This is a genomic window from Pseudoalteromonas sp. TB51 (assembly GCF_000498055.1).
Taxonomy (GTDB): domain Bacteria; phylum Pseudomonadota; class Gammaproteobacteria; order Enterobacterales; family Alteromonadaceae; genus Pseudoalteromonas; species Pseudoalteromonas atlantica.
This window is the reverse complement of the sequence record NZ_AUTO01000302.1, coordinates 1-23672: the sequence shown is the minus strand read 5'-3', so window position 1 is coordinate 23672 and position 23672 is coordinate 1. Positions and strand designations below refer to the sequence as shown.

20 protein-coding genes and 2 pseudogenes are annotated in these 23672 nt (G+C 39.0%); 12 read left to right on the top strand and 10 right to left on the bottom strand.

Going from position 1 to position 23672, the window contains the following annotated elements; translation table 11 throughout:
• Positions 1 to 356 precede the first annotated feature (356 nt).
• From nrdA to yfaE, 4 genes and pseudogenes are all read left to right on the top strand, one after another.
• Entirely contained in the window at positions 357 to 2630 is a 2274-nt protein-coding gene (nrdA, locus tag L650_RS0118225; protein WP_029773996.1) for a class 1a ribonucleoside-diphosphate reductase subunit alpha, read from the top strand.
• A 73-nt stretch (positions 2631 to 2703) separates the two neighbouring features.
• Positions 2704 to 3438: pseudogene (nrdB, locus tag L650_RS0118220) on the top strand (class Ia ribonucleoside-diphosphate reductase subunit beta); the annotation flags it as partial.
• 114 nt (positions 3439 to 3552) lie between these two features.
• Entirely contained in the window at positions 3553 to 4683 is a 1131-nt protein-coding gene (nrdB, locus tag L650_RS0118215) for a class Ia ribonucleoside-diphosphate reductase subunit beta (RefSeq protein ID WP_029773994.1), read from the top strand.
• A 5-nt stretch (positions 4684 to 4688) separates the two neighbouring features.
• Complete coding sequence (gene yfaE / locus L650_RS0118210; protein WP_029773993.1) at positions 4689 to 4937, top strand: class I ribonucleotide reductase maintenance protein YfaE; 249 nt, start codon at positions 4689 to 4691, stop codon at positions 4935 to 4937.
• Positions 4938 to 5050: 113 nt separating this feature from the next.
• Here the strand turns inward: yfaE and L650_RS0118205 are convergent, their stop codons facing one another.
• The 4 genes from L650_RS0118205 to L650_RS24370 all read right to left on the bottom strand — a co-directional run bounded on the left by L650_RS0118205 (position 5051) and on the right by L650_RS24370 (position 8211).
• Entirely contained in the window at positions 5051 to 6706 is a 1656-nt protein-coding gene (locus tag L650_RS0118205; protein WP_262974701.1) for an ATP-dependent RecD-like DNA helicase, read from the bottom strand.
• A gap of 278 nt (positions 6707 to 6984) precedes the next feature.
• A complete protein-coding gene (locus L650_RS24645; protein ID WP_223230603.1) occupies positions 6985 to 7215 on the bottom strand; it encodes a hypothetical protein in 231 nt (76 codons plus the stop codon).
• Positions 7208 to 7624 carry a VPA1267 family protein gene (locus L650_RS0118200; protein WP_029773992.1) on the bottom strand — a complete coding sequence of 139 codons (417 nt, stop codon included), beginning with the start codon at positions 7622 to 7624 and terminating at the stop codon, positions 7208 to 7210. The genes L650_RS24645 and L650_RS0118200 overlap by 8 nt, the downstream gene beginning before the upstream one ends.
• A 422-nt stretch (positions 7625 to 8046) precedes the next feature.
• Positions 8047 to 8211, bottom strand: a complete 165-nt coding sequence (locus tag L650_RS24370) for a hypothetical protein (RefSeq protein WP_164835574.1) — start codon at positions 8209 to 8211, stop codon at positions 8047 to 8049.
• A gap of 452 nt (positions 8212 to 8663) precedes the next feature.
• On the opposite strand from L650_RS24370, the gene L650_RS0118190 reads away from it, so the two are divergent.
• From L650_RS0118190 to L650_RS0118160, 6 genes are all read left to right on the top strand, one after another.
• Positions 8664 to 9242 carry a hypothetical protein gene (locus L650_RS0118190; protein WP_029773990.1) on the top strand — a complete coding sequence of 193 codons (579 nt, stop codon included), beginning with the start codon at positions 8664 to 8666 and terminating at the stop codon, positions 9240 to 9242.
• Positions 9243 to 9280: 38 nt separating this feature from the next.
• Positions 9281 to 10804 (top strand): type I restriction-modification system subunit M, encoded by a 1524-nt coding sequence (locus L650_RS0118185; protein ID WP_029773989.1) that lies wholly within the window; start codon positions 9281 to 9283, stop codon positions 10802 to 10804.
• Positions 10794 to 12065 (top strand): restriction endonuclease subunit S, encoded by a 1272-nt coding sequence (locus L650_RS0118180; protein WP_085065526.1) that lies wholly within the window; start codon positions 10794 to 10796, stop codon positions 12063 to 12065. Before L650_RS0118185 ends, L650_RS0118180 begins: the two co-directional genes overlap by 11 nt.
• A 4-nt stretch (positions 12066 to 12069) precedes the next feature.
• Positions 12070 to 13407 (top strand): P-loop NTPase fold protein, encoded by a 1338-nt coding sequence (locus L650_RS0118175; RefSeq protein WP_029773987.1) that lies wholly within the window; start codon positions 12070 to 12072, stop codon positions 13405 to 13407.
• 10 nt (positions 13408 to 13417) lie between these two features.
• On the top strand, positions 13418 to 16720 hold the full coding sequence (locus L650_RS0118170) for a type I restriction endonuclease subunit R (RefSeq protein WP_029773986.1): 3303 nt from the start codon (positions 13418 to 13420) through the stop codon (positions 16718 to 16720).
• Positions 16721 to 16751: 31 nt separating this feature from the next.
• The gene (locus L650_RS0118160; protein ID WP_029773985.1) at positions 16752 to 17567 is read left to right on the top strand and encodes a M48 family metallopeptidase; all 816 of its coding nucleotides are present in this window, start codon (positions 16752 to 16754) and stop codon (positions 17565 to 17567) included.
• Between the two features lie 212 nt (positions 17568 to 17779).
• Here the strand turns inward: L650_RS0118160 and L650_RS0118155 are convergent, their stop codons facing one another.
• Positions 17780 to 18007: a helix-turn-helix domain-containing protein gene (locus L650_RS0118155; RefSeq protein WP_085065525.1), complete on the bottom strand. Its 228-nt coding sequence runs from the start codon at positions 18005 to 18007 to the stop codon at positions 17780 to 17782.
• A gap of 107 nt (positions 18008 to 18114) precedes the next feature.
• On the opposite strand from L650_RS0118155, the gene L650_RS0118150 reads away from it, so the two are divergent.
• Positions 18115 to 18642 (top strand): hypothetical protein, encoded by a 528-nt coding sequence (locus L650_RS0118150; RefSeq protein WP_029773983.1) that lies wholly within the window; start codon positions 18115 to 18117, stop codon positions 18640 to 18642.
• Positions 18643 to 18908: 266 nt separating this feature from the next.
• Here L650_RS0118150 and L650_RS0118145 read toward each other — a convergent pair whose 3' ends face one another.
• From L650_RS0118145 to L650_RS0118125, 5 genes are all read right to left on the bottom strand, one after another.
• Positions 18909 to 19472 carry an SLATT domain-containing protein gene (locus L650_RS0118145; RefSeq protein WP_029773982.1) on the bottom strand — a complete coding sequence of 188 codons (564 nt, stop codon included), beginning with the start codon at positions 19470 to 19472 and terminating at the stop codon, positions 18909 to 18911.
• The gene (locus tag L650_RS0118140) at positions 19450 to 20331 is read right to left on the bottom strand and encodes an SMODS domain-containing nucleotidyltransferase (RefSeq protein WP_029773981.1); all 882 of its coding nucleotides are present in this window, start codon (positions 20329 to 20331) and stop codon (positions 19450 to 19452) included. Before L650_RS0118140 ends, L650_RS0118145 begins: the two co-directional genes overlap by 23 nt.
• 59 nt (positions 20332 to 20390) lie before the next feature.
• Positions 20391 to 21218 (bottom strand): restriction endonuclease, encoded by an 828-nt coding sequence (locus tag L650_RS0118135; RefSeq protein WP_029773980.1) that lies wholly within the window; start codon positions 21216 to 21218, stop codon positions 20391 to 20393.
• Positions 21219 to 21328: 110 nt separating this feature from the next.
• Positions 21329 to 21676, bottom strand: a complete 348-nt coding sequence (locus L650_RS0118130; RefSeq protein WP_029773979.1) for a hypothetical protein — start codon at positions 21674 to 21676, stop codon at positions 21329 to 21331.
• Positions 21677 to 22039: 363 nt separating this feature from the next.
• Complete coding sequence (locus tag L650_RS0118125) at positions 22040 to 22399, bottom strand: antitoxin Xre-like helix-turn-helix domain-containing protein (protein ID WP_029773978.1); 360 nt, start codon at positions 22397 to 22399, stop codon at positions 22040 to 22042.
• A 322-nt stretch (positions 22400 to 22721) separates the two neighbouring features.
• Between L650_RS0118125 and L650_RS0118120 the strand changes: the two are divergent.
• Positions 22722 to 23600 (top strand): annotated as a pseudogene (locus tag L650_RS0118120) (helix-turn-helix domain-containing protein); the annotation flags it as partial.
• Between the last annotated feature and the right edge of the window lie 72 nt (positions 23601 to 23672).

The following is a 23672-nucleotide window of genomic DNA, read 5'->3' as shown; positions in this document are numbered from 1 at the left end:
CTTGATGATAAAAAAAGCAGTCGAAATTTATTTTCAAAATGCGTAAATTTAGCAGATCATTAGTTGATTTTTAGCTATTTCAACTTAAATGATTGTTCGAAGGTGAGTGACTACTAACACAAATACGTTATCCCAAAGTTATCCACAAATAGGGGCAATTATGTCCCTTGCAAATCAGCTCAGACCACACTATCTTGTGATCTCTAAATTGAACAACACCAGATATTGTGGCCAAATGTTATTCAATTAAATTCGCCAATACGGTGAAACTTATAATAAATGAATACGTACCTTGCTTTGGCGAGGTATAAAGCATTGGTCAAAATACACAATTCCCAAGGAATACAGGCAAAGCTATGAACCAACAGTTATCTGTAAGCAAGCGTGACGGGCGTAAAGAGCCTCTAGATCTTGATAAGATCCATCGCGTTATTGAATGGGCCGCCGAAGGTTTAAACAACGTATCGGTTTCACAGGTTGAATTAAAGTCACACATTCAATTTTACGACGGTATTCGTACAAAAGACATTCACGAAACCATCATTAAAGCAGCAGCCGATCAAATTTCAAAAGAGTCGCCTGACTACCAGTACTTAGCTGCCCGCTTAGCTGTATTCCACTTACGTAAAAAAGCGTATGGCCAGTTTGAGCCACCACGTTTATTTGACCATGTTACAAAGATGGTTGAAGACAAACGCTACGATGCTCACTTACTTGTTGATTACACAGAGCAAGAGCTTGACGAGCTAGATGCTTATCTTGATCATTCGCGCGATCTTAACTTTAGCTACGCAGCAGTAAAGCAGCTTGAAGGTAAATACCTAGTACAAAACCGCGTAACGGGTGAGATTTACGAAAGCGCCCAGTTTTTATATATCTTAGTGGCTGCGAGTTTATTCTCTGACTACCCGCGCGAAACGCGTACTGACTACATCAAACGTTTTTACGATGCAGTATCAACGTTTAAAATCTCTTTACCTACGCCAATTATGTCGGGTGTACGTACACCTACGCGTCAGTTTAGCTCGTGTGTACTTATTGAATGTGGCGACAGCCTTGATTCAATTAACGCCACATCATCTGCCATTGTTAAGTACGTTTCACAACGTGCAGGTATTGGTATTAACGCCGGCCGTATTCNTAGCCATATCCGTAATGGCGAGGCGTACCACACAGGTTGTATTCCTTTTTATAAGCACTTTCAAACAGCGGTTAAAAGCTGCTCGCAAGGTGGTGTACGTGGCGGTGCTGCAACGTTATTCTACCCGCTTTGGCATTTAGAAGTAGAAAACCTACTGGTACTTAAAAATAACCGTGGTGTTGATGATAACCGTGTTCGTCATTTAGATTACGGCGTACAGTTTAATAAACTAATGTATTCTCGTTTAATTAAAGACGACTACATTACGTTATTTAGCCCATCAGATGTGCCTGGCCTTTACGATGCATTCTTTGAAGACCAAGACGAGTTTGACGCGTTATACGTAAAATACGAGCAAGACGAGTCTATTCGTAAAAAGCGTATTAAAGCGATTGAGCTTTTCTCAATGTTCGCACAAGAGCGTGCCAGCACAGGTCGTATTTATTTACAAAATGTGGATCACTGTAATACGCACAGCCCGTTTATTTCTAAAGTTGCGCCAATTCGCCAATCTAACTTATGTTTAGAAATTGCATTGCCAACTAAGCCGTTAAATAACGTAAACGATGAAGAAGGCGAAATTGCACTTTGTACGCTATCTGCATTTAACCTAGGCGCTATTGAGTCACTTGATGAACTTGAAGAGCTTGCTGAGCTTGCAGTACGTGCACTTGATAACCTACTTGATTTCCAAGACTACCCAGTACCGGCTGCACGTAATGCCACTATGGGCCGTCGTACGTTAGGAATAGGCGTAATTAACTACGCTTACTACCTTGCTAAAAATGGTAAGCGTTACTCAGATGGCAGTGCTAATGCACTGACTCACAAAACGTTTGAAGCAATTCAATACTACTTAATGAAGGCATCAAACGAGCTGGCTAAAGAGCGTGGCGCGTGTCCTAAGTTTAACGAAACAACGTACTCTCAAGGTATTATGCCAACTGATACGTACAAACGTGACTTAGATAAAATTTGTGATGAGCCACTGCACTTAGATTGGGATTCGTTACGTGCCAGCATTAAAGAGCACGGCATGCGTAACTCAACACTTAGCGCATTAATGCCTTCAGAAACATCGTCGCAAATATCTAACGCAACTAACGGTATTGAGCCACCACGTGGTCACATTAGCGTTAAAGCAAGTAAAGACGGCATTTTAAAACAAGTAGTTCCTGAGTACGAACGCTTAAAAGATAACTACGAGCTACTGTGGGATATTCCATCAAACGATGGTTACTTACAGTTAGTGGGCATAATGCAAAAGTTTATTGACCAAACTATTTCGGCCAATACTAATTATGATCCAAACAAATACGAAGGCGGTAAAGTACCTATGAAAGTCTTATTAAAAGACTTACTAGGTGCATACAAGCTTGGTGTTAAAACACTTTACTACCATAACACCCGCGATGGCGCATCAGATGCACAAGACGACACTCCAGAAGTGGAAGATGATGATTGTGCAGGCGGCGCGTGTAAAATTTAATAGTTAAACTTAAAGCGGGCTCTTTGCCCGCTTTGTCCTGATAGTTTTAGTGATAGTTTTTTGAGTGATAGACATGTCTTATACTACTTTTAGTCGTAACCATAATGATCAAATGCAAGAGCCAATGTTTTTTGGCCAAACCGTTAACGTTTCGCGTTACGATCAACAAAAATACCCTATTTTTGAAAAATTGATTGAAAAGCAACTTTCGTTTTTTTGGCGTCCAGAAGAAGTAGACGTAAGTAAAGACCGTTTAGACTTTCAAGCATTACCAGAGCACGAAAAGCACATATTTTTAAGTAACTTAAAATATCAAACGCTGCTTGATAGTGTACAAGGCCGCTCACCAAACGTTGCCCTACTTCCTATTGTGTCTATTCCTGAGCTAGAAACATGGATAGAAACGTGGGCATTTAGTGAAACTATTCACAGTCGCTCTTACACCCACATTATTCGTAACGTTACACAATCACCAGAACTTATTTTTGATGACATAGTAAGTAACGAAAAAATTAGCGAACGTGCTGATGCGGTAACCACCTACTACGATGATTTAATCAATGGCGTGTCGCTTTATAACCTGTATGGCGAAGGCAAGCACGAAATTAACGGTCAAACCGTTGTGATTAGCTTATTTGATCTTAAAAAGAAACTTTACCTTGCCATGATGTCGGTAAATATTCTTGAAGCCATTCGTTTTTATGTCAGCTTTGCGTGTTCGTTTGCCTTTGCTGAGCGTGAATTAATGGAAGGTAACGCTAAAATCATCAAGCTAAATTCACTACAAAAAACATCACACTTCACTGGTCGGTCGGCCGGGTGGCCACCAGAATCAAGTAACGAACCGACTTTTAACTTATGTGAAACATCACATAAAAACAGCATTGCTGCATAACACAAGTATTTATGTGAGGTTTAACAAATGAAATACAGCACCTTTAATCAAACACAAAACAACGCATTAGCTGAGCCTATGTTCATGGGTCAAAGCGTAAATGTTTCTCGATATGATCAGCAAAAGCATATGGTATTCGAGAACCTTATTGAAAAGCAGCTGTCGTTCTTCTGGCGACCAGAAGAAGTGGACGTATCGAAAGATAGAGCAGATTGGCAAACGCTAAGTGAAGCTGAAAAGCACATCTTTATCTCAAATTTGAAATATCAAACACTACTTGATTCAATCGCGGCTCGTTCAGTTAGTGCTGCTTTTCTACCTCTAGTCTCAATACCCGAACTCGAAACATGGATAGAGACATGGGCTTTTTCTGAAACTATTCATAGCCGTTCTTATACGCACATTTTGCGTAACCTATTTACTGACCCAAGCGAAGTGTTTGACGATATCGTTATTAACTCTGCGATCATCAAGCGTGCAACTAGCATATCTAAATATTTCGATGACTTAATTCAAATCACTCAAGTTTATAACATACATGGTGAAGGTATTCATGAAATCGATGGTAAGAAAGTCGAAGTCACTGAACGCAAAGTTAAAGAAAAGCTTTATTTAGCTGTTTGCTCAACAAACGCACTAGAAGCCATTCGATTTTACGTGTCATTTGCTTGTTCGTTTGCCTTTGCAGAACGCTCATTGCTTGAAGGGAATAGTAAACTGATAAAGCTTATCTCGCGAGATGAATCCGTACACCTTTCAAGTACGCAGGCCATATTAAACCTATGGTCTAGCGGTAAAGACGACTCAGAAATGAAGGAGGTGTCAGACGAACTAAAAGAAGAAGGTCGTCAGATATTTCTTGAAGTAGTTGAGCAAGAAAAGGAATGGGCTGACTACTTATTCAAAGATGGTTCTATGATCGGTTTGAATGCTAACATTCTGAAGTCATATATCGAATACATCAGTAACCAGCGAATGGCTGCAATAGGTTTAGATACACCTTTCGAAGTACATAGCAACCCACTACCCTGGATAAACTCATATCTCATAAGCGACAATGTTCAAGTAGCCCCTCAGGAAGCTGAGATAAGCAGCTATTTGGTTGGTCAAATTAATTCAGAAGTCGATGCAACAGACTTCGATGATTTTGATTTATAGTAGCTATGGAGTTGAAGATAGATGGCAAGTTGATTGGAACTTGCCATCCTGACAAAACAATACTTGAGAATATGGAGGCTCTAAAATTAGCGCCTTATTATATGTGCAGAGATGGATTTTGTGGAGCTTGTAGAATGAAAATAAAAAGCGGCAAAATTAATTACTCTTCAGAGCCTTTATGCTTTGTTCGAGATGGCGAAGTTCTTACTTGTTGCTCAAAAGCTGAAACTGATATTGATTTAGAAACAGATTAAGTAAGATGACGCTCAATTAAAGGGAATATCTTGCTCAGCGAACGCGCAAATAAACCATGGATAACGCTTCAAGTTATCCATGGTTTATTTACATCTAGACCCGTACTCACCCGCTAACAATGAAATTCTTTTTTATTTTTTAAAAGTTCTGAAAGATAACTGTTGCGCAAATGTGACTTGTTTGGCGCTTTGGTTATTGCTTTGAAGTCAGCTTCAGCTCCTACAAGATGAACTTCAATTTCAGCTCGTGTTATAGCGGTATAAAGCCAAGCTCGATCAACTATCCGCCCTTTTTGTAATGCAACAATGATACGTGAAAACTGTGAGCCTTGAGCTTTGTGTAACGTAATTGCATAACCTAATTGCATACAGTCCAATACGGCTTGCGTTATTTCAATCTTATCACCAGTATCAATTGTAACTTCACCATACCCTTCACCTACGGCTTGAACACTACTTAACGTTCCTAGAGTTCCGTTTTGAATACCCTCATGGTATAAGTTCTTAGTAAACAGTACTACATCTCCTTGACGCAAATTAATATATTGTTGCTCGCCATGCATTTTAAATTCAAGCAGCGCACCGTCAGCATTAATGGCTTCTTGCGTAAGTTTATTGATGTCGGCAACTAGTTTCTTTGTTGGAGCTATTATGCAACTGCTCGCAGGATATTGTTGATACAAATCAGTGCAAAACTGAGTAATATCTTCCTTCGCAGTTTCATGAAAGTAGATATTACCAGTTGTTAGCTGTACTGGAACGACTCCCTTATTGATCAGCTGTGAATACTCAGGAATACCTGTAGAACCGTCTTGGCGTTTGACTATATCAAGTGTAGTGTTAGCTACCATTTCAGATTTAATAACATCGTCAAGCACTTTACCGCAACCGATTGGTGGAAGTTGATCTGGATCGCCCGAAAAAATAATGCGAACAGATGGATGGATGTGCGTCACCACTCTATACATGGTTGGTAAATCGATCATACTTGCCTCGTCAATGACAAGAAGGTTTTTAGGATACTTGTTATTAGGCTCAATAGGCTCATTCTTTAAGAGCTTTGCAATAGTTGATGTTTGAAAGCCTATAGATTCATGCAATCGCATCGCAGCTCGTCCGCTTATTGCCACCGCGTATATCTCAAACCCCATTTCATGGTACGCACGAAGCGCTGTTCTTAAAACGGTTGTTTTACCCGTTCCTGCTCCACCTGTTATGCAACTAACTGAATTTTCCAAACAAACAACAACAGCTTTTGCTTGCATTGGAGTCAACTGGTAAGGCAGATCATTAACGGCAGTTTCATATGCTTCGTTTGCATCGGTATCATAGAGATAGTTTTGTCCAACCAATGAAAGTAAGCGCTTTGCTACAGCACTTTCCATCAGTAATTGAGCTGTAGGATGATAAGTGCAATTTTCATGGTTAATCACGTATCGCCCTTTCTGGTAGCCAATCTTGAACACCTGCTCACAAAGCTCCTTATCTTTCAGCAGAGTCCTTATATATGCCTTTATATTCCTTCGTGAGGTGTAAGTGTGACCTTTTTCAATTTGCTGTCGAATAGCCATCTCAAGTGCTGCAACAAGACGTTTAGTGTCATTTTTTTTTATATCACAAATAGTAGAAGCAATAACGTCTACGTCTCTGAAGGACATACCAAAAGTAACCAGCGCATAAGGATTAACACAGATAGCCTCAAGAGTTTCTTTACCATGAAACTTCAATAACCGTTGTTGTATTGTGGACGGTATATTGTACTTTGACATTTCATTACAAGCAGATAAATTAGCGTACTTGGCATAACCTTCGAAAAGAGCATCAATAGAGCTACAACTTAAATGCTCTCCTAGCAGCTTCCTACTTTCTAAGGTGTCTTTACATACGATATTATGAAAATCTAGCCCAAATCTATCCCAGAGAGCCCTAGCTTTACTTTCACCGATACCTTTAAAATCTTTTTCTTTAGCTATGAACGAAATCAGTTGTTCTCCCGTTTCGGGAAGAGAGCAATAGACATAAGCAGGGTTAACGTAGGTGTGTTGCTTTAACTATAGCCTTGGCTGATGATTTCGCTATACTCAGGCTCGCCTGTAACATTCCAGTGTTGGCCAATTGAAGGTGTAACTGGAAGTCGTTGCACTGTGGTTTTAACACTTACAATATATTTTCCAGAATTAATTTTATAGGAATCTGTCTTTAGAGGTACTCCAGAAAAAATCGTATACTCTTTCGATTTGTAGTTGACGCTCGTGACACGAAATTTCTCATTATTCATATGGCATAAACCCCATATCCGAAAGTGCTTCAGAGACTTCAGCGAAACGCTCTAACTTTAATTTAAGAGCTTTGTTTTCTGCTTTAAGCTCAATATTTTCCGCCTCAAGTAGTGCTAGCCTCCCTGTTTCTTTAGTTTTTTTTCTCTGAGCGGCATCATAAAGTTTTGGTTGGTCTTCACTTGAGCCTGAACGCTCAATCAAAGCTGGTAATATGCCTTTTTGTCTTAGTCTTTCTTCTAATGTCACCAATGCATTCTTTACGTCCACGTTTTCTTTAAGCGATGTCCGCCCGACACCACTCTCTTTTACTATTTGACCTCGGTGCAATTTTCCCCTATTAACTATCTGCTTAAAGTCTTCGTCAGACTGAGTGGCAATCCACGCATTAAGTTTATCTAAGTTTGACATTGTCAATATCGCTCCCCCCTACTTTTAACTCAACCAATTGATGTATGCGATACGCTGTACTTTCGGAAGGAACCATTGTATGAGTTGCTTTCGAATTATTTCCGATCTGTTTTTTTATTCTTTTAGGTCTACCAATATGTTTGCCATTAACTATGACTCTCTCGCGAACTTCGGGCGATTTAGATAAGATTAAACCCCGCTCAAGCTGTAAAAAGTCCTGCTCAAATTGATAGAGGCCTTGCGCTTTTTCTTAATGACATTAGTTTTATATTTGAAAGGCATTTTATCAGAAAGTGTTGCTTTCTAGACCATTCATAAAAATACCTAATATTTTTGATGTAGTGATTTGCTGTAGCCCGGTCGATATCCTTTGCTATCAACTGTTAAATAAGGTGCTCACATTAACGATAAGCTGGCAACCATTATTTTGCTTTATCGCTGTCACTCACAGCATAAACCTCATGCCAATCAACATTATTCGCTTCAATCCATTGTAAAAACAAGCTCATCGAATTTGCTAACGACTGCACGGTGATGAGCGATACACCACCAAGCGGGTTCTTCTTACCGCCGCGTTTGAGGGGCATAAAAAGCCCTTTATACCTGTGTTCTAGGAATAAATTGATTTCGAGAGTGTCCTGAATTCGAGCCAGTGATAACACTCTAGGGAAGCGTTCTACAACATGTTCTTCATGAAAAGCTACAGTGTGTAAGCTATCCCCATCAACATTAAGAAAATAAGGGAGACTTCCTACATTCACATTTCTGCGTACAACTCTCGGTTTAACGAACACAAGCTCACTCCATTGCAATGATGCATAAAAAATAACAAGATATTATCGAATGTCAATCAAAAACAATGGAAATTATGCATCATAACCATACCGCATACAGTGCACCATTTGTATATCGCAAAATATTTAGTTATAAGTTATCTTTTTTTGTATGAATATGCTTAAATCTAAAAACTAAGCTAAAACATTCGTGCTTTAGCAACTTAATAAGTGGTTTATATATTTTATAAAAGGTATAAGCTCCAATGTTTACAATACTTTGCGAGGTTGCTGATGTGTTTTCTGGCTATCCCTTTAGAGGAACTATTCCTGCTGATGAAAATGGGGATGTGCACGTAGTTCAAGTTAGAGATACACGCGCTACAGGAGAAGTTCTTCGGGATGAAATGGTTAAAGTAATACTTCCCGGTAAAAAGGCGCCAAACATGCTTCGTTCCGGTGATGTGCTGTTTGTTGCTAAAGGTGTAAAGCATTTTGCTGCTCTAGTTGAAGACTTGCCAGTAAATACAGTCTGCTCCCCACACTTTTTTTTGATACGAGTAAAACCTGAGCATCAAAATCGCGTAAAACCTGAGTTCATCTGTTGGCAATTAAATCAGCTACCAGCTCAGCGCTACTTCAGTACCACCGCTGAGGGGTCGTTGCATTTAAGTGTGCGTAGGCAAGTACTAGAGAACACCCCGCTAAAGCTGTTAGATATTAAAGACCAACAACTTATCGCAAACATGCATAAGTGCGCTATTAAAGAGCGCTCAGCATTACTTCAACTAATTGAAAATAAAAATAAAGAACAAGCAGCAATTGCATTAAATTTACTGAATTAAGATGTTTATAATTAACTAAATTAAGGTATTTCACGACTATGGAAACAACAATAAATCAAATCAATCAGGACGATATTAACAAAGCGGTGTGGAACGCCTGCGACACCTTTCGCGGTGTGATCAGTGCGGATACTTATAAAGACTTCATCCTCACCATGCTGTTTTTAAAATACATCTCTGATGTATACAAAGACGAATACAACAAGCTTATTACTCAGTATGGTGACAATCCCGATTTAATTCACGCCATGATGTCTAAGCAGCGCTTTGTATTACCTGAAGGCGCGAGCTTTTGGGATTTATACGAAAAGCGCTATGAAGCAGGCAACGGCGAACGCATTGATAAAGCTTTACATGCTCTCGAAGAAGCTAACGGCAGCAAACTTAAAAACGTATTCCAAGACATCAGCTTTAACACCGACCGCTTAGGCCAAGAAAAACAAAAGAACGATTTACTGCGCCACTTGTTAGAAGACTTTGGTAAAGACATTTTAAACCTAAGCACAGACCGTGTAGGCAGTTTAGATATTATCGGTAACGCCTATGAATACCTTATTAAACACTTTGCCGCAGGCAGTGGCGCGACCGCTGGTGAATACTACACCCCGCCTGAGGTCTCAACCCTTTTAGCAACCGTTTTAGAGCCAATTGAAGGCGACCAAATTTGTGACCCATGTACAGGCAGTGGCTCATTACTTCTTAAATGTGGTGCTATGGTGCGTAAAAACTCTGGCTCTAAAAAGTACGCATTATTTGGGCAAGAAGCCATTGGCTCTACATGGGCACTCGCCAAAATGAACATGTTCCTGCACGGTGAAGATAACCACCGTATAGAATGGGGGGACACCATTCGCAACCCACTACTACTAGATAAAGACGGCAACGGCTTATTGCACTTTGATGTGGTTACTGCCAACCCACCGTTCAGCCTCGATAAATGGGGGCATGACGATGCCAGCAGTGACCCTTACGGGCGTTTCCGCCGTGGTGTACCACCTAAAACTAAAGGTGATTATGCGTTTATCTGCCACATGATTGAAACGCTAAAGCCAGACACTGGCCGCATGGCGGTAGTTGTGCCACATGGCGTGCTATTTCGCGCATCAAGCGAAGGCAAAATCCGCCAACAACTGATTGAAGAAAACTTGCTAGATACCGTGATTGGCCTGCCAGAAAAGTTGTTCTTTGGTACAGGTATACCAGCAGCTATTTTGATATTTAAAAAGCACAAAACAGACAAAAACGTATTGTTTATTGATGCCAGTCGTGAGTTCAAATCAGGCAAAAACCAAAACCAGTTAACTCCTGACAACATTCAAAAAGTTATCGACACCTACAAGGCGCGTGAAAGCGTTGATAAATACGCATACCTTGCCAGTTTTGATGAAATTAAAGAGAACGATTTTAACCTCAACATACCTCGTTATGTTGATACCTTTGAAGAAGAAGCAGAGATTGATTTAGTGGCAGTACGCACTGAGCGTGTACAGCTTAAAAATGAGTTGCAAACCCTTGAAACAGAAATGGAAAGCTACTTAAAGGAGTTGGGTTATGGTGCCTAATGGATGGAACATAAAAACACTTGATTCAGTATCTAAAATAACTAGGTTAGCAGGAGCTGAATATTCAGATGTTTGGGCAACTGACCCTGATGGGGAGATTATAGCTTTAAGAGGCTATAACATTGAAAATAATAAAGTTAATTTAAGAGATGTTGAGCGAATTACTCAAGAAATGTCTATGAGGCTAAATCGCTCAAAACTATATAAAAACGATATTGTTTTTCCATGTGTAGGCAGTATTGGCAAAGCTTATTTAGTTGAAGAAGATAACAAGTTTCATATTAATCAAAATATTGCAAAAATAACTCCCAGTAAGGAATTAGCCCCTTTATTTTTGACTTACTGTTTACTAAGTAATGCCGCCATAAAACAGATTCTCAAATTCAACACCTCCTCATCGCAACCCAATGTGTTAGTAGGTAATTTAAGGAAGTTTCAGTTTGCGTTTCCGGATAGTAAAAGCGAACAACGCAAAATCGCCAAAATCCTATCCACTTGGGATAAAGCGATTAGCACCACCGAGCGCCTAATCGACAACAGCAAACAACAGAAAAAAGCCCTGATGCAACAACTGCTCACTGGCGCTCATACCCAACGTAAACGCCTACTTGATGATTCAGGTAAACCGTTTGAAGGTGAGTGGGAAGCAGTTAAGCTTGGGGACTTGTCGACAAAGATTACTAAAGGGACAACTCCATCGACAAATGGGTTCAGTTTTCAACAGCATGGGATTAATTTTGTAAAGGTAGAATCGATCTCTTCAACAGGAGCATTTAATAAATCTAAGTTTGCATATATAGATAATGACTGCCATGAATCCTTTAAACGCTCTCAATTAGAAAAGGATGACATTTTATTTTCTATCGCAGGTGCACTAGGTCGCACAGCTATAGTTGAAGACTCAATTCTTCCTGCCAACACTAATCAGGCTTTAGCGATTGTCAGGCTTGGCGAAAGACTTTCTGAGCACAGGTACATTAATTATTATCTAAACTCCCCTCGAATTACGTCTCTTATTAAAGGGCTTACAGCAAAGGCAGCTCAACCAAATTTAAGTTTAAAGGATGTTAATAGTTTAACAATATTACTACCATCGCTTAAAGAGCAGGGAAAAATAGCTGCCGTACTTACTAATGCCGATAAAGAAACCGAGCTATTACAACAACAACTTACTGACTTAAAAAAAGAAAAAAAAGCACTGATGCAGCAACTGTTAACAGGCAAACGCAGAGTGAAAGTAAACAATACAGAGGCAGCATAACGATATGGATATCACCGTACTAACATTTGATGATAGAGATGAATTTAAGCGAAAGGGAATCGCTGAAAAAGCGATTTCACTTTTGCAGGCGGACATCAATATTTCCCCTATAGTGATCGATGGTAGTTGGGGAACTGGGAAGACAGAGTTTTGTCATAAGCTTATTAACCTCATGCAAGGTAATAATTCGCATAATTTAATTTATATTGATGCATTCAAGGCCGATCATGCTGATGACCCATTAATGACTGTACTTGCCGAGGTCATCAAAGTTTTGCCAGATGATGAGAGTAAGCAAGGCTTTATGAAAAAAGCTTTACCTGCTGTGCGTTATGGCTTTAAAGCATCAGCAAAAGCTGTTGTGGCACATGCTTTAAAACAAGATTTTGCAGATGTTGCAGATGATTTTGATAAAGAGATTCAAAAAGCCGCAGACAAAGCTATTGATGCGACTGTTGAATCAGTATTAAAAGATCACGTGAAAGCAGAAAAAAACTTAAAAGCTTTACAAAATGCATTAGCAGATATTGCGACTATCAAACCTATTGTATTGTTTGTCGATGAACTTGATCGATGTAGACCTAACTTTGCTGTCGATATGCTTGAAATTATAAAGCACACATTTGATGTAGAGGGCGTTGGCTTTGTTTTGATCACCAATACGAAGCAACTTAAAGCGTCAATAAATCATTGTTATGGTCATGCAGTTGATGCTCAAAGATATTTAGATAAATTTGTTAAATTCACTATCGCTCTTCCTGAAACAGTCGATACCAATGCTCACCGTGAAAGTATTGCTGCAATTGAACACTATAAAAACTTAGTTAGATCAAGCCATGTATTGGAAGATATGAAGCTATATGAATGTGGCTCAATTAGAACAATAAAACAAATTATTATTGCCAATAGATTATCCCTAAGAGAAGTAGAGACTATTGTTCGACATATAGAAATTTATGTAACTCTAGCCCAATCAAATAACCTTCAAAGCAATACAAATTTTGGATATAAAGTGCTTACCATACTGGCTATTGCAATTTATAGCATTCAGCCCGAAGTAGCTTTTTCGATACTACAAAAAAGAATTGATGCGAAGGATATTGGTAACTGTCTTGGTATATCAAGTTTGTCAAATGACATTCAAGGTCGCCCTGATGAGCACGAACTAATCTGTTATATGCTTGGGTGTACTGCTTTGCATAATAAAGAGCATTATACTCCAACAGACAATGTCGATGTATGGAAGGAAGAAAGTGCTCGATACTTTCAAGGTGGATATAGGCGAACAGATGACTTTGCATCTATTTGCGCTGAAGCGATTCAAACGCTGACAATGTGCTAAAGGATTAGAAATGACTACGACAGTTAACTTTCAGGAAGAATTCAGTGCAAAAATACCAGCACTGACTCTCTTATCCAACCTAGGTTACATCTTCATTCCACCAAGTGAATGCGAGGCGTTACGTGGTAATACCTTAGCAAGCGAAAAGAAGAGCACTCATCAGGTTGTTTTACTCCCTGTAATGCGTGCTTTCTTAGCAAAGCAAACGTTCTCGTTTGCAGGTAAGCAACATACATTATCTGAGGCGGCCATTGATAAAGTGATGCATGAGCTGAATCCTGCTATGAACTTAGGGTTAAAAGCGGCTAATGAGAAAATCTACAATGTATTGATGTATGGCGTTAGCGTTACTGAATTTATCGATGGTAAAAAAGCCTCGCCCACTATTAAGCTGATTGATTGGCATAATATTGATAACAATGCCTTTCATTGTACCGAAGAATTAGTAATACAAAATGCCGAGGGTACGGGCAACCGCAGACCGGATATTGTGTGTTTTGTAAATGGATTGCCATTAGTGGTGATTGAGGCAAAACGTCCCGATTCAAACAAAGAAGGTAAATCGACCAATGCTGAGGCAATTTCTCAGCATATTCGTAATCAAAAGCAAGATGAAATTCCTCATTTATATGCCTACAGCCAGTTATTGTTGGCCATAAACGGGCATGAGGGCTTGTATGCAACGTGCGGCACCCCTGAGAAGTTTTGGGCAAAGTGGAAGGAAGAACACTCTCACTTAGGAATAGCCGAAGCAGAATTTGTCAGGTTAAAAAATCACAAATTAAGCAATGAACAATTAGATGGACTGTTTAATCATCGCCCTACAAAAGATAAAGATGATTACCTATCATTGGTTACTGCGGGTGAGTTAACAGTTACCGATCAAGATAGGCTTATTGTAAGCTTACTGCGCCCTGAGCGCTTATTAGATATGACCCGCCTGTTTACCTTGTTTGATAAAAAAGCAGGCAAGATTGTCGCTCGATACCAGCAGGTGTTTGGTATAAAAGCACTTATTGAGCGCATAAACACCTTCGATGACACTGGCGCTCGTGAAGGTGGTGTGATTTGGCACACCACAGGTAGTGGTAAGTCGTTTACTATGGTGTTTTTATCCAAAGCGCTTATATGGCTTGAAGAGCTAGCGCAATGCCGTGTAATTATTGTGACTGACCGCGTTGATTTAGAAGACCAGTTGAGCCGTACGTTTGCATCTGGTGGTGTACTGACCGACCGCGATAAAAAAGATGCGATGGCGACCACAGGTAAGCGTTTGGCCGAGCAAATTGGTCAAGGTAACGAACGGGTTATTTTCTCGATCATTAATAAGTTTGGCTCTGCCATAAAACACAAAGACTGTTACAACGATAGCCCTAATATTATTGTATTAGTGGATGAAGGTCACCGCAGCCAAAACGGTGAAAATAATATCCGTATGCAGCAAACCCTACCTAAAGCGGCTTTTATCGCCTTTACAGGTACGCCGCTATTAAAAGACGATAAAACCGAAAACAAGTTCGGTAAAATCATTCACTCTTACACGATGCAACAAGCGGTTGAAGATAAAACCGTAACCCCACTTTTGTATGAAGAGCGTATACCAGAGCTAAACGTTAACGACAAAGCCATTGATGCGTGGTTTGAACGCAGTACCAGTAAGCTGAGCGACAAACAAAAAACTGATTTAAAAAGAAAGTTTTCGCAAAAAGGTCAGATTTATCAAACTGCCGATCGCATTATGTTGATTGCCTATGATATTGCCGACCATTTCCAAAACTTTAAGCATCAAGGTTTAAAAGGTCAGTTAGCTTGTGACTCTAAAGCCTCTGCAATACGTTATAAAGAGGCTTTAGATAAAATTGGCACCGTTACGTCGGTTGTTGCAATGTCGGCTCCTGACACGCGTGAGGGGCATGATGTAGTTGATCAAGAAAGCAAAGACATTGTACAAAATTGGTGGAAAGCCAATGTTGATAAAATGGATGAAAAAGCCTACACCAAAGCCATTATTGAAGACTTTGGCAGAGATGACGGCCCTGACATCATGATAGTGGTTGATAAACTGCTAACGGGCTTTGATGAGCCAAAGAACACCGTACTGTATATTGATAAACCTCTAAAAGAGCACAACCTTATTCAAGCCATTGCCCGTGTAAACCGTTTACATAGCAAAAAGCAGTTTGGTTACTTAATTGATTACCGAGGCATTTTAAAAGAGCTTGATACCACTATTGAGAAGTATCAAGACCTTGCGGAGCGCACCCAAGGCGGCTTTGATATAGACGACCTAAAAGGTTTATATAACCGAATGGATACGGAATACAAAAAGCTTCCGGGACTGCACAGTGATTTGTGGGCGATATTCGATGGTGTTAAAAACAAACAAGATGGCCCCGCTTTACGCCAAGCACTAGCACCGAAAGTGCATGAGGTTGATGGTAAGCTTACCGACACCAACCTTAAAAAGCGTGATGATTTTTACTCAATACTCACGGCATTTTCAAACTGTATGAAAGTAGCGCTACAGTCAGCCACCTACTTTGAAGATAAGTCATTCGACAACAAGCGCGACCTATACAAGCGTGACTTAAAAGCCTTTGTAGATTTACGTAAACAAGTACGTGAGGATGCCGACGAAACCATTAACTATGATGAATACGCAGAAGATATCCGTAGCTTGCTCGATAAACACATAGCGGGTATTGAAGTAAAAGAGCCAGACGGGGCGTATTTAGTCGGTAACTTGGGCAAAGACGTTAAACCACAGGATATGAGCGATGACGAGGCTCGTAACCAAACAGATAAAATCACTGGCCGTATCACCAAAATGATTGAGCAAGACTTAGCTGATGATCCGTATGCACAGGAATATTTTTCTAAGATGCTTAAAAAGGCCATTGAAGATGCCAAAGCGATGTTTGAAGCGCCAGTAAAGCAGTACATATTGTTCGCTGATTTTGAGCAAGAAGTAAAAGACCGCAAAGTGGCTGATGTTCCCAATGACTTTATGGATGACGCAGGCAAGTTAAACAAACATGCCCAAGCCTATTTTGGCCTGTTCAAACATTTATTCGATAGTGCATTTTTAACTGAAAAGGCACTGGATAATGAGAAATTGGTAGCGCTTGCTTTTGATATTGATGCCGTCGTAAATGACGCGGTTGCTGAGTATTCCATTAACCCTGCGGAAATTGAAAACGCCATACACATGAAGTTATTACCCATACTGTTTGCTGAGCTTGGCCTTGATAACGCACAAAAACTGATTGAAGAAGTGTTAAAGATAACCCGATTAGGCATAGCTAGAGGCTAATGTAAGTGACGCAAAAAACGGTANCGCTGCTATTCATTCTGAAAAAAGCAGCGCAACAACCAAAGAACACGGTGTTTTTACTTATGGTAACGACACCATTCGCTATGAGGTTATTCGTAAAACAAAGCCTAGTGATACCGCTAAAAAAGTAGCACGTAAGGTCATTATTAAGGTTCACCCTGATCAGCGTGTTGTTGCGACTGTGCCTTATGATGCAAGCGAAGGTGCTATTGTTGATGCCATGCACAAGCGTGCAAGGTGGATATGGCAAAGTATTAATGACTTTGCAAAGCAAAAAGACACGGTATTGCATAAGCGTTATGTAAGTGGCGAAACCCAATTTTATTTAGGTAAGCGCTATGTACTCAAGGTCATTGTTGATGCTGAGCAAGCGCCCAGTGTGAAGCTCAGTCGAGGTAAATTAAACGTCACAATAAAGCATGAAATAAGCAAAAATACTGCCCCGGATAGTCAAGGTAGCCGCGCTGCGAAAATTAAACCGCTAATCGATAAATGGTATCAGCATAAAGCAAAAGCTATTTTCCATGAGCGACTAGCCGCACTACTTCCTAAGACCACATGGGTAACAGACATTCCGTCTTTTCGTGTAATGGCAATGAAAAAACAATGGGGAAGCTGCTCAGCCAAAGGCAACTTAATGCTCAACCCTCACCTAGTTAAAGCGCCGAAAGAATGCATTGATTACGTGATACTGCACGAGCTTTGCCACATCGCAGAACACAACCACAGCGAGCGTTTCTGGCGCTTACTCACACAAGTAATGCCCAATTGGAAAGAAGTAAAAGCCAAATTAGATGATATGGCAGAGATGTATTTGAATGAATAAAGTAAATTCAGCATAGTAATAAGTTCGAAGGCCCCTATAAACTATACAAAATAAGATAGAGATTCTTAAAAATATTTCTTACTATTTTCGAAATCGATTATCCCAACTCACATAGCGTGTTTAAAGCTTAGCTATAGCCAGTAATATTAGTTACAGATAATTGTAATATAAGATTAGCTGAACAGTTCTAGTATTATAATTTTGCGACAATGCTATTTTTTTATTTCAAATACAGAAGGAAATATGTCGTTTGCCTCACAGTTTAATAACACCATTATTTCAAATACTTTTTCACAAGATATAGCTATAGATCCAGTTTCAACTCTACTAATGTAACTTTGCTCTACGTTTAAATTATGGGCCAACTCTGCTTGGCTCCACTCTTTTTTTACACGAGCTAACTTTATATTTTTACCAATTATTTCTATAACCGATCGCATTTCAACAATCCCGGAATTCTAAAAATAGAATGATCCCATATTGATAGCAATCAACATATGCAATATATTACATATAATATACACCATAATACATAAAAGGTATGACTATGGAATTTGAACTAGACTCATTCTTTGAGGCAGTTATTGCTATGAAAAATATAGACTGCTTTACATCGAAAGAGATAGCCGTAAGTTTTTGTTGTTTGACTAAAAATGAGTGCTATGAACTTACCAATATAGAAAAAAAAGTAATTGAGCTAACGAGAAAATTTACTAAAACTGGTTTATTGAAAGAAATGAGAGCTGAAGGGAGTCAATATACTACCTATAAGAAAACAGATTTATTTTATGAAATACATAAGTGCTCGAATACAGTGGCCCAATTAAAAGCTCACTATTTACGAGATTTGCAAGCGCAACGTAACAAATGCAGCTTTGAAGTATTAGAATATGAATCTCAACGTGAAAAGTATTATGAGTTATATGAATATCATCATAATTTAAAGGAAATTATGAAACCCGCTTCAAAAAATTTAGAAGAGCGTTATAACAGCCTACTGCACAAACTAAACGTTATGGATCAACTTATAGAAATATATCAAATAGAATTAAATACAGAAGAGGCCTTAGTCTAAGCGATAATAATTGAAGACTTCACCTGATAAGCCGCTTTGGGCGGAAGCAGACGGTCGGTTAAACTCGTTTTTGGACAAAAACGTTTTAGGTAGTCAGCCGTATTAGGTGAGTTTCGCATAAAAATTTCTATGGGCTAATGCCGCATTTAGGTATGGCAACGCTACTACAAAGCTGAACCAGACCACCATAAACACAAAACCCAACGATGGAATGAAAAATGCCAAGTGTTGGGAATCATGCTTAAATGCTTTATTATAAGCTAAACTTACACTGTACGCTTCAACGGTTTGGGAAGAAATTTATCAATTTCTTCATCACTGAAAGTCATTTCCTCCATCTCTTTTAGCGCTTTAGACGCCTCAATGTATGCTTTGCTAACCGTACGTGGTGAACCTTTATAATGCTTATGAAGCTCGATTTGAAGCTTATCTCGTTGCACTTTGATAGCCTCCACATCAATTGTTTGAGACTTAATATCGGTAATAAGGGAAAAATACTTTTCTCGGATATTCCACACAGATACCGCTGTATCTGCATGCTTCTGTGCTAGAGCACCTAAGTCATACTTTTTTACGTATGCGTTGATAATTGTAAGTACTAGCGAAATCAGTGCTGAAGCAATACCAATAACTTTATTTTCACCGAATACCGCAATAAAAACACCTGAAGTAGTAACTGCTGACAATACAATTTGCCAAAATTTAATTCGATTTTGCCTTTTGTTCAATATATCTGCACACTTCTCATGTGTTTTATGAGTCCAAACTACTCGACCAAAACATTCACGTATTTGGGATTCAAGAATTTCAACTTGGGAATTTAGTTCCATAGATTTCACGCCACTTGAGGTTTGCTGATGCGCTCATATTATCACGCTCATAGTCTAATGCTTCAACAGCGATGTTGTAGCAACGTAGTGCTTTATACTCGAATTTACCTTTGCGCCAAACATACTGAGAACTACCAGGAGCTAACCAATAATTCTTATCAGGATCTTGGTCTTTGAGATACGCAAAGAAGTCTCTGGTCATCCAATCATAGTAAGTAAAAGACTTGTCCTTGTGTTCCCATTGCTTTAGAAAGTTATAAGCAAGTGTGTCAATCAATAGACCTCCAATTGGCACGTCCCATTTGTCTTTCCAAGCTCGAGCCATTCGGCATAATCGCTTTAAGTTTTTATTCCAGTGATTGTTTGCTGAATTTATTTCTTTAATTTCGGCTTTTGGATTTGTAACTTTCCACTTACCGCCGTCATTAGTGTCTGGATATGTAAAAGACTCACCATCTTTATTGATGAAAGCTGGCACAATTTCATAACAGATTCCGTCTGTAAAATTCAACTTAACAACTTGCCCATCACCACCAATATGAGTTGTTGAGTATGTTTTCTTGATTGAGTCCCTTACAGCTTGTAAAAGCGCAGATTGACCATTGGTCTGATAACCACTGTATTTCTGGTACAGCTCATAAGGTAACTGGATAATCATATCAATATCGCTGACAAATATATCCGTACCTCTTCCATAAGAGCCAACAAATAGACTATAACTCGTATCGCTATCCAAACCTCTGAAGTCAGAGTTAACTCTTTTTGTTATCTGCTTCGCTCTGTAGGATACATTAGAAACAACATCACCTGACATACGTAATGCTGAACAAAACGTAGAGAATTTCTCAGAAATACTCATAACTCTCCTTTTACTAATAATGCTTAAAGCTGCGGCTGTGAAGCACAGTCCGACAGCCCTTACTTGTTATGTTCTTTATTAAGAGTGTATTCAATATCACCACTTCTGAAATCTTCGAGAACAGCTTGAACAAAATCAATCGCATTAACAGATATAGAGAGCTCTTGCCTACTTAACTCCCATAGAACAGTAAGTTTTTTAATCTTAAGTCTTTCTTGTGTAGGCAAAACTACAAAGGCATTTTCAGGTGAAATAACTTCCTTCTTTGGGGTATTTAGTTCAACTAAATTGGCCACAACCTTCGAATCTAACCATTTTCCAATAAAACTTACTACACCATCTTCTTCAATTGAAGAATCATAGACATTGAATGATATTTGACTACCATGTTTATCAAAGTATTTCTTCGTATCATAATCTTTTCCGTCAAAAGCTAGTTTCATATCCAAATATTGGTTCTGATACAGTTCTCCATTCACATTTATAATCTGGATATATCCATCCCAGTCTGTACCTTGTGGCGTTCTAATTCTCTTTAAATTTATTTCATAATGACCACAAAAATCGATTACTCCAGATTGAAAGCCTTGTGTAGTAACTATCAGTCCTTGGCTATTAGGAATGTCATTTAGCAGGCCCAACATATTTCTTGCGTGTATTAGTGAAACAGGTTTCGAATAATATTTGCATTCAATTAAGATTTTATGACTCACTCCTGCGTATCGATACTCCCAAAAAACATCTATCTTATGCTCAACACCAGATTTCCCTTTTATTTTCACATCGTGTTGCACATCAATATTCTCTACGCCTTCTGACTCAAGAATTGCTCGATATATCTTTTGAGTTAGTAACTCATAATCTTTAGATGTTTCGCAAAGTTCCAATACTTACTCCTTGAACATAACGCTTATCTAACCAGCGAAAAATAGCAGGCGAAAATAAGCGACGAAGGAGTGCAAGCCTGCTATTTTGCGTCCTTTGGTTTAGGTTAATTTCACCTGTGGAAATCTCGATTAAAAATTTCACGTTTTTTTTGATTTATTGAATAATTCCCTTCAAATACTTGCGGACATACTGACATAGAGTAATCAATTACCCCATAGTTTCCATGTTTTAAAACTACACTTTCTAAATCTTCCATTAACTCTGTAATTACAGATTTATCAATTGCCAAATCATCCCCGATAGCAACAATGTTTACTGTCACGGAAGCTGAACTCGTGTAATGGACATCTAAATGATAAATGCATTCTTCAAGTTTAACTTTAAACTTTGAGCTAGTTTGACTTTCTCGAACTAAACTCCATTCACAATTTAAATCTTCTAGATAATAATGCGGCATAAAACTCTCCTTAATAAAGCTAACTTTTTATAGCGCGAATCGCGAGTTTTTATACCACAGCGTCGCTCGTTTTTCTGCATGACTTATTTGTAACAAACTTCTTAACTAATTGCCAATACAACAAAAATACAGTGACTCTAACTTTTTCCTCAGGGTAAAAACGAGCGATTGGGTCGTTTTCCTGACTATGCAAGCAATATACTTTGACGAAATAGAAAAGTAATTGTGAGCGGCCGATGTTCGCTCTTGTTAGGAATTCGCCTAAACACGTTTTGGGGCAGAAACGAGTTACGCTTGAATGACTATACATGTCACTTAGCCGAACTTCGACAGCAATACGAATATTGAACTATATTGCTCTAGTTACTCCAATTGGCTGTTAAGATATACGCATACCTCATGTAATTGATTGAGACATCCCGAGAATAAAAAACTTAAAGCGGAAGCTCCTCCAAATACCTTATTTGACTTGTGCACCCATTCATTAGCTTGCTCCCTTTTTGGAAATAAAAGCCCTAGGTTTTTATATATAATTATGAAGCAGGAAATACGCTCGAGTGTCTCCGTGCTGAGAGATGCAGATTCATTGCGTTGCCAGTCTTTAAAAATTTCAGGGTGAGGGCTTCCTAATAAAGCCATTTGCTGAGCCTCGGTTACATTCCATTCAGACATAATGTTAAAAAAAGTTTTTAAAGCCACTCGAGCGACTTGTTCTGATTTCATATCTAGTTGATTAGGTTTAAGTGGCATAACATCTTCGATTATTCTTAATCAGTATTGAATAAGTTTAATCCAATGGAAAGTTAATGAAAAGTAATCCTTTTACCAATACATATGAGTCTAACTTTTTATAGGTGGGTGATATTTAGTCTTAGCTAGTACATCTAATCATATTTTATCATATCCGAACTTTATAACTTAGGCATCAACCCAAGCCCTAAAGGTAATGCGAGAATGTATTGAAACCCAAGGTGTGTTTAAAACGCTTTATGTAGACAGAGCTGGTATATTCGGCGGGCCAAAGCGTTGCAACTTCTCTCAAATGCAACGCGCCTGTGAAGAATTAGGTATTGAAATAATTTTTGCTAATTCACCACAAGGTAAGGGGCGTGTTGAGCGTGCGTTTGATACCTTCCAAGACCGACTTGTGCCGGAGCTTAGGTTAAATAATATCAATGATATTGCTGGGGCTAATGCTTACCTTAAACATGTCTTTATTCCTCAATACTGGCAAACTAAAATACAAGTGAAATCGAAACAACGTTCTGAGTTCACACCATTATCAAAACACACCAACCTAGACGATATCTGTGTCATCAAAGATCACCGTAAAATACGTAATGATCATACCTTCAGCTATGACAACAAATTTTACTTGATTGATTCACCGCTCAAATACTCGATTGCCAATCAAAAAATAGAAATTAGAAAAACGAGCAAGAAAGAGTTTACTGCTCACTTCGCTGGACGACAGCTTAAAATATCAGAGGTAAACGAACCAAGTAAACTTGCATCAGAAGACTTGGCTGTACAGAAAAAGCTTGAAGTATTAGCGCTAATTGAGGAGCTTGGAAGTGTCAGTGCAGCCTCACGTCAAAGTGGCGTATCGCGAGATACTATTCACCGTCACTTAAAGCTGGTTAAGCAAGGAGGGGCTGATGCTTTAAAACGTCAAGAGACTCCAAACCTGCGACATAAAAATTGTGTAGATCAAGCGATAGAAGATGCGGTTGTGCAATTCTCAATTGAGCATCCACATCTTGGTCAACAGAAAGTCGCAATGAAGCTGACTGAGTCACTTGGTGTTGATATTAGTGCAGGTGGTGTGCGCAGCATGTGGCTTAGAAATAACTTGAACACTACCGCACTGAGAGTTGAAAGATCGCAAGTGTTACAAGAAACCGCACAAACTGTAGCCAGTTAAATAACTGGCTGGTATGCTATTTACGTCAAAGTCGCTCGGTAATTAGACCGACATAATCCCTTGGTAATCACA

Bases quoted from the DNA above. Each gene is read 5' to 3' on its own strand.
- L650_RS0118180 (WP_085065526.1), top strand. From the start codon at position 10,794: ATGGTGCCTAATGGATGGAACATAAAAACACTTGATTCAGTATCTAAA.
- L650_RS24370 (WP_164835574.1), bottom strand. From the start codon at position 8,211: ATGCCCCTCAAACGCGGCGGTAAGAAGAACCCGCTTGGTGGTGTATCG.
- L650_RS0118205 (WP_262974701.1), bottom strand. From the start codon at position 6,706: ATGTCAAAGTACAATATACCGTCCACAATACAACAACGGTTATTGAAG.
- nrdB (WP_029773994.1), top strand. From the start codon at position 3,553: ATGAAATACAGCACCTTTAATCAAACACAAAACAACGCATTAGCTGAG.
- L650_RS0118140 (WP_029773981.1), bottom strand. From the start codon at position 20,331: ATGAGTATTTCTGAGAAATTCTCTACGTTTTGTTCAGCATTACGTATG.
- L650_RS0118190 (WP_029773990.1), top strand. From the start codon at position 8,664: ATGTTTACAATACTTTGCGAGGTTGCTGATGTGTTTTCTGGCTATCCC.
- L650_RS24645 (WP_223230603.1), bottom strand. From the start codon at position 7,215: ATGAATAATGAGAAATTTCGTGTCACGAGCGTCAACTACAAATCGAAA.
- L650_RS0118130 (WP_029773979.1), bottom strand. From the start codon at position 21,676: ATGCCGCATTATTATCTAGAAGATTTAAATTGTGAATGGAGTTTAGTT.
- L650_RS0118200 (WP_029773992.1), bottom strand. From the start codon at position 7,624: ATGTCAAACTTAGATAAACTTAATGCGTGGATTGCCACTCAGTCTGAC.
- L650_RS0118175 (WP_029773987.1), top strand. From the start codon at position 12,070: ATGGATATCACCGTACTAACATTTGATGATAGAGATGAATTTAAGCGA.
- L650_RS0118155 (WP_085065525.1), bottom strand. From the start codon at position 18,007: ATGCGATCGGTTATAGAAATAATTGGTAAAAATATAAAGTTAGCTCGT.
- yfaE (WP_029773993.1), top strand. From the start codon at position 4,689: ATGGAGTTGAAGATAGATGGCAAGTTGATTGGAACTTGCCATCCTGAC.
- L650_RS0118150 (WP_029773983.1), top strand. From the start codon at position 18,115: ATGGAATTTGAACTAGACTCATTCTTTGAGGCAGTTATTGCTATGAAA.
- L650_RS0118145 (WP_029773982.1), bottom strand. From the start codon at position 19,472: ATGGAACTAAATTCCCAAGTTGAAATTCTTGAATCCCAAATACGTGAA.
- L650_RS0118170 (WP_029773986.1), top strand. From the start codon at position 13,418: ATGACTACGACAGTTAACTTTCAGGAAGAATTCAGTGCAAAAATACCA.
- L650_RS0118125 (WP_029773978.1), bottom strand. From the start codon at position 22,399: ATGAAATCAGAACAAGTCGCTCGAGTGGCTTTAAAAACTTTTTTTAAC.
- L650_RS0118185 (WP_029773989.1), top strand. From the start codon at position 9,281: ATGGAAACAACAATAAATCAAATCAATCAGGACGATATTAACAAAGCG.